Below are 8,152 nucleotides of genomic sequence, written 5' to 3'. Positions count from 1 at the left end.
GGGCGGGCGGACAGTCCTCGTCGCTCTCCGCGGGGGCCGTGCCGTTCTTGGCGGCGACCACCCTGGGCCGCCGGGACGGTTCGCCGGCGGGGCCGGCGCCCTCGGGCAGCGGGGCGGCGAGGATGGCGGCGATCTCGGGGCGCGGGGCGTGGTGCGCGGTGTCGACGGCGGGCGCGTCGTTGACGCGGACGGCGCGGGTGATCCAGGCGCGGTCGAGGACCCGGCGCTCGTCGGCCTCGGCGACCAGGTCCTCCGACTGGTTGTAGTCGCCGTCGGCGGCCTGGACGGCCCACAGGTGGACGGCGACGCCGTGCTCCTTGGCGGACATCAGGCCGGGCAGCAGGTCGCCGTCGCCGGTGACGAGGACGATGTCGGCGCAGGCGCGGTTGCGGGCCAGCTCGGTGAGCTCGGCGTGCATCGCGGCGTCGACGCCCTTCTGCGCCCAACGGCCGTCGCTACGGGTGAGCGCGCCGAGGCGGACGGTGACGCGGGGCATCACCCGGAGCCTGCGGTGCTCGGGCTGCGGCACGCGGTCGGGGGCGCCGTCGAACCAGTAGATGCGCAGCAGCTCACGGCCCGTGTCGGCCTCCGCGCGTTCGCGGAGCGCCTGGATCAGGGCGGCGTGGTCGACGGTGATGCGTGGGCGGGCCGGTTCGCCCGCGAGCAGGCTGGCGGCGGCGCCCAGCAGATAGCCGGCATCTACCAGAACGACGCAGCGGTCCACGTTGCACCTCGCTCACCAGAACGTTCACAGAAGTGTCTTCTTCAGTCTGCCCGCCTTGAGTCTGCCCGACCGAACCGCCGTTATCTGCGCCAACTCGATCTTCGGCGTGGCGAATCCGTCGGACACCCTGCCCGGAATGCGAAGTATGGTGCGCCGTGCGAATCTGGTCGCGGGTCCGCGGTCCCACCGACGTTTCGGTCTGTCCCAGCCTGGAGGCGATCATGGCCAAGAACAAGAACCGCGACCGGCGGCAGCAGCAGGACGCCCGGCGACCGGAGCGGTCGAGCTCCGGATCGGGCTCCGGGCAGGACCCGTCGGCGTCGGACAGCACGATGGACCAGCCGAAGATCCGCAAGCGCGAGAAGAAGTTCGGCCACAACTGACGCCGCCACGCGGCGTGCCGGCGAACGAGCGAGGGCGCACCCCCCGTCTCGGGGGGTGCGCCCTCGGGTGCGCGGTCCGCCGCCGCGGCCGCGCCTCGGTTGAATCGTGGAGGCGCCCGACGCCTCGCGGCTAATCCGTGAAGGCGTGCCGCTCGTGCGCCGCCGCGAAATAGCGGGCGTCGGAGACCTCCGAGCGAGCCGAATAGGCGGGTACGGGCGGTGCGCCGCAGTGCACGATGTCCCAGGCCTCGTGCACGCACCGAAGTCGGTCCTCGAATGCGGAACCAGGGAAGTATTCCAGCAGGGCATGCACGGCCGCCTCCCGGGAAGCGTGCGCTTCACGCACCAGGAAAACGGCCTTCTCTATCATTCGGGCATCCACTCGGCCCACCCCCTAACGGAGATTCACTCATCACCGAAGGTAGACCCGGGAATGCCCCGTTAAGGTAAAACGCACGCCATTATCCCGCCAAGCAGGTCGGCCCCAGGAGCGCTTTGAGATCACCGAAGAGCGCCGGATCCGCCTGTACCCGGTGGCGGTCGAGCCGGAGCACGGTCGTGCCCCGGGCGCTCTGGAGTTTCACCCGCACCTCGGCGGGGCCGCGGTGCTGGCCGAGCACCTCGCCGAGCCTGGCGACCAGCGGCGGCGTGACCTTGACGGCGGGGATGGTGATGGTGACGAGCGCGTCGGCGGACGCCTCGGAGAGGTCGGGGACCTGGAGTTCCATGGCGACGAGGCGGGGGACGTCCTCGCGTTTGTCGAGGCGGCCCTTGACGAAGACGACGGCGTCCTCGACGAGTTGGGTGGAGACGAGCTGGTAGGTGGCGGGGAAGAACATGCAGTCGAGGGAGCCGCCGAGGTCCTCCACGGTGGCGATGGCCCACGGGTTGCCCTGCTTGGTCATCTTCCGCTGCAGGCCCGAGATGATGCCACCGATCGTGACGACCGCCCCGTCCGGATAGTCGCCGCCGTTGAGCGCCAGGATCGCCGCGTCCGCCTTCTCGCCCAGCACGTGCTCGATGCCGAACAGCGGGTGGTCGGAGACGTAGAGCCCCAGCATCTCCCGCTCCTGGGCGAGGAGATAGGTCTTCTCCCACTCCTCCTCGGAGAAGACCACGTCGAGGCCGAATCCGGGGCCGTCGTCCGCGCTGTCGTCGCTCATGCCGCCGAACAGGTCGAACTGGCCCTCGGCCTCCTTGCGCTTCACCTGGACCACGTTGTCGATCATGGTCTCGAAGTGGGCGGTCAGGCCCTTCCTGGTGTGGTTCAGGGCGTCGTAGGCGCCGGCCTTGATCAGCGACTCCACGGTGCGCTTGTTGCAGACGACGGCATCGACCTTGTCCAGGAAGTCGGGAAAGGAACTGTACTTCCCCTTGCTCTTCCGGGTGGCGACGACGGAGTCCACCACGTTCTGGCCGACATTCCGCACCGCGGTGAGGCCGAAGACGATCGTCTCGTCACCGCGCGGCGTGAAGAACGCCTCGGACTCGTTGACGTCGGGCGGCAGCACCTTGATACCCATACGGCGACACTCGTTGAGATAGATCGCCATCTTGTCCTTGTCGTCGCGCACCGAGGTGAGCAGACCGGCCATGTACTCGGCGGGGTAATTGGCCTTGAGATATGCCGTCCAGTAGGTGACAAGGCCATATGCCGAGGAATGCGCCTTGTTGAACGCGTAGCCGGAGAACGGCACCAGGACGTCCCACACCGACTGGATCGCCTCGTCGGAGTACTTCCGCTCGCGCATACCGGCCTGGAAGGGGACGAACTCCTTGTCCAGGATCTCCTTCTTCTTCTTGCCCATGGCGCGGCGGAGCAGGTCGGCCTGGCCGAGCGAGTAGCCGGCGAGCACCTGGGCGGCCTTCTGCACCTGCTCCTGGTACACGATGAGGCCGTAGGTGACGTCCAGGACCTCCTTCAGCGGCTCCTCGAGCTCCGGGTGGATCGGGGTGATCTCCTGCTGGCCGTTCTTCCGCAGCGCGTAGTTGATGTGGCTGTTCATGCCCATCGGGCCCGGCCGGTAGAGGGCGCCGACGGCGGAGATGTCCTCGAAGTGGGTGGGCTTCATCATGCGCAGCAGGGAGCGCATGGGGCCGCCGTCGAACTGGAAGACGCCCAACGTGTCGCCGCGGCCGAGGAGTTCGAAGGTTTTGGGGTCGTCGAGCGTCAGGTCGAGCAGCTTGATGTCGACGCCCTTGTTCTTCTTGATCAGCTTGACGGCGTCGTCCATGATCGTGAGGTTGCGCAGGCCGAGGAAGTCCATCTTCAGCAGGCCGAGCGACTCACAGGTGGGGTAGTCCCACTGGGTGACGACGACGCCGTCGTTCTTGGGCGCGAAGAGCGGCACGTGGTCGACCAGTGTCTCGCTGGACATGATCACGCCGGCCGCGTGCATGCCCATCTGCCGGACCAGGCCCTCCAGGCCGCGCGCGGTGTCGATCACCTTCTTGACGTCCGGCTCGTTCTCGTACATCGACCGGACCTCGCCCGCCTCGCTGTAGCGCGGGTGCGACTTGTCGGTGATGCCGGAGAGCGGGATGCCCTTGCCGAGCACGTCGGCGGGCATGGCCTTGGTGATCCGGTCGCCCATCGCGTACGGGTAGCCCAGCACGCGCGAGGTGTCCTTGATCGCGGCCTTGGCCTTGATGGTGCCGTAGGTGCCGATCATCGACACCTTGTCGGCGCCGTACTTCTCGGTCACGTACCGGATGACCTCGCCGCGCCGACGCTCGTCGAAGTCGATGTCGACGTCGGGCATGGAGACGCGCTCGGGGTTGAGGAACCGCTCGAAGATCAACCCGTGTTCCAGGGGGTCGAGGTCCGTGATGCCCATCGCGTAGGACACGATCGAACCGGCGGCCGAGCCGCGGCCCGGGCCGACCGCGATGCCCTGGGCCTTGGCCCACATGATGAAGTCCGCGACCACCAGGAAGTAGCCGGGGAACCCCATCTGGATGATGATGTCCATCTCGTACTCGGCCTGCTTCTGCCGGTCCTCGGGAACCCCGCCCGGGTAGCGGCGGGCCATGCCCCGCGCCACCTCCTCGCGGAACCAGGAGACCTCGGTGTGCCCGTCGGGCACCTCGAAGCGCGGCATCAGGTCGTGTTTCCCGAACCACCCCGTGGTGTCGACGCGTTCGGCGAGGCGCGCGGTGTTGGCGCAGCCCCGCTGCCAGGCGTCGGAGGAGTCGATGGCGTACATCTCCTCGGCCGACTTCAGGTAGTAGCCGCTGCCGTCGAACCGGAAGCGGTCCGGGTCGGAGAGGTTCTTGCCGGTCTGGACGCACAGCAGCGCGTCGTGCGCGCTCGACTCGTGCTCGTAGGTGTAGTGCGAGTCGTTGGTGACGATCGGCGGGATGCCGAGCTTCCGGCCGATCTCCAACAGGCCGTCCCTGACCCGGGTCTCGATGTCGAGGCCGTGGTCCATCAGCTCCAGGAAGTACCGGTCCTTGCCGAACATGTCGCGGTAGTCGGAGGCGGCCTGCATCGCCTCCTCGGGCTGGCCGAGCCGCAGCCGGGTCTGCACCTCTCCCGACGGGCAGCCGGTGGAGGCGATCAGCCCCTCGGAGTGCTGGGCGATGGTCTCGCGGTCCATCCGGGGCCACTTGACGAAGAAGCCCTCGGTGTAGGCGTCCGAGGAGAGCCGGAACAGGTTGTGCAGCCCCGTCTTGTTGGTGGCCCAGATCGTCTTGTGGGTGTAGCCGCCCGAGCCGGAGACGTCGTCCCGCTTCTGGTGCGGCTGACCCCACTGCACCCGGCGCTTGTGCCGGCGCGACTCCGGCGCCACATACGCCTCGATCCCGATGATCGGCGTGATCCCGGCCCCCGTGGCCTGCTGGTAGAAGTCGTACGCGCCGTGCAGGTTCCCGTGGTCCGTGACGGCGATATGCGACATGCCCATCTCGTTGCAGGCATTGAACATGTCCTTCAGCCGTGCCGCACCGTCCAGCAGCGAGTACTGGGTGTGAACATGCAGGTGTGTGAACGGCTTCGTCACTCCACGCGCCTTCCGCAGCAGGGTCAGGGGGCTTCGACCCTACCCCCACCGCGCCCGGTCGCACGCCGCTGGGAGCCACCCGTCCGTGCCGGCGTTTCCGCAGGTCAGAGGCAGCTTACCGGGCATCGTCCAAGGTCAGGAACGCAGCTGGAATTCCCCTGCGCGCGTGCGCGCGCCGCCGGCGGGAACGGCCGGTTCCGTCCTCCCGGCCGGAGGTCCGTTCCGCCGGCGGCCGGCGTCGTGGCACACTCGGCTCGATGGGCATATCGGCATCCTGGATACGCGTGCTGCGCGCGGCGGTGTTCGCCGCGCTCTGCGTCACGCTCGCCACCGGCGCCCATGTGCTGCTGTCGGGGTCGCCGCTGCCGATGCCCACCGTGGCGGTGGTCGCGGCCGCGGTCTTCGCCGTCGCGCTGCTGCTCGCCGGCGACCGCGAGCGCGGATTCTGGCCCATCGCCGGGCTGCTGGTGCCGCTGCACCTGGCGGCCGACACCCTCTTCACCACCGGGCAGGCCACCTGCTACGGCCCGAGCGGCGGCCCGATCACCGGCCCGCTGCGGCTGCTGGGCCTCGACCTCGTCTGCGCGGGCGGCGACCTCGGCGCCCCGCTGGCCCGGCTGACGGCCGGTGGCGAGGGACCGCTGACCGCCAGCCCCTGGCTGCTGCTCGCCGCCCAGGTGACCGTGGGCCTGCTGGCCGCCGGCTGGCTGCGGTGCGGCGAGGCCGCGCTGGCCAGGCTGGCGCGCGCGGCCGTGGCGGCCACCTTCCGGCCGCTGCTGCTCGCGGTGGCCGCCGTCCTGCTCCGGCGGCCGGCCCGCCGCCCGCTCCCCCGGACCTTCAGGACCGACCGCGGCGCCCCGGCGCTGCCGGCCCTCGCCCACTCCGTGCTCCGTCGCGGCCCGCCGTCCGCCCCGCGGTACGCGCCGGTGTGATCACGCCGCCGCGCGCGACCGCGTCGCAGGCGACAGCGAATCCCGATCACCCGACACACACGGAGACAACCCCATCATGAGCAAGCGCAACTCCTCCGAGGCCAAGCGAGCCGCCAGGGAACGGCTGCGGGCAGAACGCGAGCGCGACGAGCGGCGCGCCAGGCTGCGCCGACGGCTGGCCGTCGGCGGCGCGGCGATCGCCCTCCTCGGCGTCGCGGGCGGCGTCGGCGTGGCCGTCGCCAACATGGGCGGCGGCGGCGACAACACGGACTGGGGCGCGGTGCGCGCCCAGCTCGACGACGGCACGGACGGCGCGGACGCCGAGTTCGCGACCGCCGCGCCCGCCAACGCGACCGGCGACGACGGCCTGACCGTCCGGGTCGGCGACGAGAACGCCGCCAACACCCTCACCCTCTACGAGGACGCGCGCTGCCCGGCGTGCGCCGCGTTCGAGCAGGGCACCGGCGAAACGGTTCGGCAGGGCATGGACGACGGCAGCTACAACGTCGAGTACGTCTTCGGCACCTTCCTCGACGACCGGCTGACCGGCAGCGGCTCCCGGAACGCCCTCAACGCGCTGGGCGCCGCGCTCGACGTCAGCCCCGAGGCGTTCGTGGACTACCACGACGCGCTCTACTCGACCGAGTTCCACCCGGAGGAGTCCTCCGACGACTTCGCGGACGACGACTACCTGCTGGAGATAGCCCAGTCGGTGCCCGAGCTCCAGGACAACCAGCAGTTCGAGGACGCGGTGCAGAACAGCACCTTCGCCGTCTGGGCGCTGCAGATGTCCGACAAGTTCAACGCCGACGAGGACGTCACCGGCACCCCCACCCTGAAGTTCAACGGCACGGTGGTCGACACCCCGCAGACGCCGGAGGACTTCACCGCCATGGTGGAGGCCAACAGCACCGAGTGACCGGCGGGTCACGGCCAACGGGCGGGCGGGCGCCCTCCCCCCGCGGACGGAACCCGGCTCGGAACACCGGGTTTCCGCCCGCCCGTTGGCTGCCCTTACGCTTCTGCCCATGCCAGGGGGAGAACCGGGACAGGTGATCGACGCCCGCTTCGAGCTGCGCGAGCGGCTCGGCCACGGGGGCATGGGCGCGGTGTGGCGGGCCATGGACCTGGCCCTGCACCGGGAGGTGGCGCTCAAGGAGGTGCGGCCACCCGAGGACGCGACGCCGGCCACCGAGGCCATGCTCAGGGAGCGGGTGCTGCGCGAGGCCCGCGCGCTGGCCAGACTCAACCACCCCAACGTGGTGCGGATCTACCACATCGTGGACCTGGAGCCGCACCCCTGGCTGGTGATGGAGCTGTTGCCCGGCGACACCCTGCAGTCCAGGGTCGCCGAGGGGCCGGTGCCCTGGAACGAGGTGATCCGCTACGGCCGCGACGTGCTGGCGGCGCTGCGCGCGGCGCACGAGGCCGGCATCCACCACCGGGACGTGAAGCCGGCCAACGTGCTGCTGCGCGAGGACGGCTCGGCCGTGCTCACCGACTTCGGCATCGCGGCGGTGGCCGACGGCACCTCGCTCACCATGACCGGCTCCATCGTCGGCTCCCCCGAGTTCATCTCGCCCGAGCGGCTGCGCGGCGCCCCCGACCACCCGGCGGCCGACCTGTGGTCACTCGGCATCACCCTCTACCTGCTGGCCGAGGGCGTCAGCCCGCTGCGCCGGAGCACGACGGTCAACACCCTCGCCGCGGTACTCGAGGACCCGGTGCCGCCACCGGTGCGGTCGGGCCCGCTGGGCGACGTGCTGAGCACGCTGCTGGTGAAGGACCCGGCGGCCCGGCCGACCGCCGCCCACCTGGACGCCATGCTGGCCATGGCCGCCCAGCAGGCCGCCGCGCTCCCCAGCTGGCAGCCGGCCGTCCCCGGGACCCGGCCGACCCCACCGCCGCCGCCCGAGGTGGCGCCGACCGACACCACGCGGTCCGAGGCGGCACGGTCCGGCCGGTCGCGGACGGCGCTGGTCGCCGGGCTCGCCGCCGGCGCGGTGCTGCTCGCCAGCGGCCTCGCCGCGGCCCTGCTGCTCCGCGGCGGCTCCGACGCGGAGGCCCGCCCCGAGCCGACGCCCACCACGGACCCCACGGTCTCCACCGAGC

General features: G+C 70.8%; 7 protein-coding genes. 4 read left to right on the top strand and 3 right to left on the bottom strand.

The window, feature by feature from the left end:
* Positions 1 to 724, bottom strand: a 724-nt coding sequence (locus tag E1283_RS27045) for an NYN domain-containing protein (RefSeq protein WP_207930538.1), incomplete at its 3' end; no start/stop codon positions are given.
* 221 nt (positions 725 to 945) lie between these two features.
* On the opposite strand from E1283_RS27045, the gene E1283_RS37520 reads away from it, so the two are divergent.
* Positions 946 to 1,107, top strand: coding sequence for a hypothetical protein (locus E1283_RS37520; RefSeq protein WP_165956255.1), 162 nt, complete (start codon positions 946 to 948; stop codon positions 1,105 to 1,107).
* A 130-nt stretch (positions 1,108 to 1,237) separates the two neighbouring features.
* Here E1283_RS37520 and E1283_RS27040 read toward each other — a convergent pair whose 3' ends face one another.
* A complete protein-coding gene (locus E1283_RS27040) occupies positions 1,238 to 1,477 on the bottom strand; it encodes a hypothetical protein (RefSeq protein WP_132820776.1) in 240 nt (79 codons plus the stop codon).
* A gap of 91 nt (positions 1,478 to 1,568) precedes the next feature.
* Positions 1,569 to 5,108 carry a DNA polymerase III subunit alpha gene (gene dnaE, locus E1283_RS27035; RefSeq protein WP_132820775.1) on the bottom strand — a complete coding sequence of 1,180 codons (3,540 nt, stop codon included), beginning with the start codon at positions 5,106 to 5,108 and terminating at the stop codon, positions 1,569 to 1,571.
* Between the two features lie 257 nt (positions 5,109 to 5,365).
* On the opposite strand from dnaE, the gene E1283_RS27030 reads away from it, so the two are divergent.
* From E1283_RS27030 to E1283_RS27020, 3 genes are all read left to right on the top strand, one after another.
* Entirely contained in the window at positions 5,366 to 6,040 is a 675-nt protein-coding gene (locus E1283_RS27030) for a hypothetical protein (protein ID WP_207930537.1), read from the top strand.
* Between the two features lie 76 nt (positions 6,041 to 6,116).
* A complete protein-coding gene (locus E1283_RS27025) occupies positions 6,117 to 6,959 on the top strand; it encodes a DsbA family protein (protein WP_132820774.1) in 843 nt (280 codons plus the stop codon).
* Positions 6,960 to 7,068: 109 nt separating this feature from the next.
* On the top strand, positions 7,069 to 8,152 hold a 1,084-nt coding region (locus tag E1283_RS27020), incomplete at its 3' end, for a serine/threonine-protein kinase (RefSeq protein ID WP_132820773.1).

The organism is Streptomyces hainanensis, from assembly GCF_004348415.1.
In the GTDB taxonomy this organism is placed as follows: Bacteria; Actinomycetota; Actinomycetes; order Streptomycetales; family Streptomycetaceae; genus Streptomyces; species Streptomyces hainanensis.
The sequence above is the reverse complement of the archived record's forward strand: the minus strand, read 5'-3'. Positions and strand labels throughout refer to the sequence as shown.